Origin of the sequence: Paenibacillus chartarius, from assembly GCF_042432825.1 — a bacterium.
Classification (GTDB): domain Bacteria; phylum Bacillota; class Bacilli; order Paenibacillales; family NBRC-103111; genus Gordoniibacillus; species Gordoniibacillus chartarius.
This window is the reverse complement of the sequence record NZ_JBHLWN010000135.1, coordinates 1-1,432: the sequence shown is the minus strand read 5'-3', so window position 1 is coordinate 1,432 and position 1,432 is coordinate 1. Positions and strand designations below refer to the sequence as shown.

Here is a 1,432-nt window from a genome sequence, read left to right as displayed (position 1 = left end):
CAAGCCAACCAACACCGAAATGAGCAGGTCCGACACCACCTCCATCATCACGGATTTCGGTTTTGGACATGCCGAAATACCGGTTTGAGGTCGTTTCTTCTTAAACCGGCATAGTTTTTTCAGATTTTGAACGATTGCCGTGAGCAGTGCCTGCTCCTGCATGCAATCCAGGCCGCGGCTCCGCGCGCGACCCAGGCCATGCGCGACTTTGCTTTCGGCAAACACATGCTCGCACCGCGTCCGTAACTTTTGCAGATGACGGTAAGAACCCTTGAGCTGAATTTGTTTGGCTTTGTTGCGGATTTGGATTTCCCGGATTTTGGCCAGACGCTTGCGTTGTTTCTCCGGATCGTTCGTTTGGCGTTTCCAAGTCGGTACATCTTCTAGTGCCAGGTTGCGAAGCGAAACCAGAGGAATAATCCCTTGCTCGAACAGCGATCGCAGATAATCTGTCGTACCGTAGGCTTTATCGGCAGAAAGCGTGCGAATCCGGATTTGCGGATGGGCAAAACGGATCGCGGCCAGCTGCTGCAAGCTCGTCTCGCGCTCAGCCGTTCCGGACGCGATGCTCGCTTGCGTAGCCAGAATGACGCCGGATTTGACATCCGTCACATGATGCACCAAATACCGCAAATGCGCTTCCTGACCGCTCGACTTTTTGTACAAGCGAGCATCCGGGTCCGTCACGCTGCGGTGGGTCTTGTTCGAGAACGTTTTGCCATGAAAATCTTCATGTGTCGCTTCGTCTTCCAGACGCCGTTCTGTTCGCGTGGGCGGTGCAGGCGGCCGTCTGTCATCATCGGAATCAGCGGCGTCACCTTCGGGTTGCTCGTCTTGCCGGGCCATGCGAGCCAGGTAGTCTTCAATCGACTCCACAGGGGCCAGAGTGATTTCTTTCAAGCTGTGGATAGAAGCGTTGGCGCGTACTTGGGAACCGTCGACTCCCGCATCTACATCGGGTTGGACCAGTCCGGCGGCGATGCACTGATCGACGACATGTTTCATGAGCGTGTCCAAAATACCGTGGTTTCGCCACAATTTCCGGGTCTTCACCAAGGTCGTCCGATCCGGCAGGGACGGCCTGGATGGATCCGGGCGCAAGACGGATTCGAAATCCAGTCCGCAAAACCACAAGTAGCCCCCATGCATGGGCAACAGTTGATACAATTCCCGTTCGGAATGGTTGAACAAATACGAAAGCAGCATGAGTCGAACCATCCGCTCCGGGTCAGCCGCCGGGCGTCCGGTACGTTCCGTATACAGCGGCGCCACCCAATCATGGACGATGGAAAAATCAAGCGCTTCGTTCAGTTGGCGCAGGATGTGCTTTTTCGGTACGAGTTCATCCATATCCACAAATTGGAACATCTGAGGCTGGATAGCCGATGACTTACAGGCTTTCATGTTCAATCACTCTTTCGATCGTGTTACG

1 protein-coding gene is annotated in these 1,432 nt (G+C 54.5%); it reads right to left on the bottom strand.

The genetic code is table 11. From position 1 onward, the window contains the following. Positions 1-1,404, bottom strand: a 1,404-nt coding sequence (locus tag ACFFK0_RS30635; RefSeq protein ID WP_377475259.1) for a transposase, incomplete at its 3' end; no start/stop codon positions are given. Between the last annotated feature and the right edge of the window lie 28 nt (positions 1,405-1,432).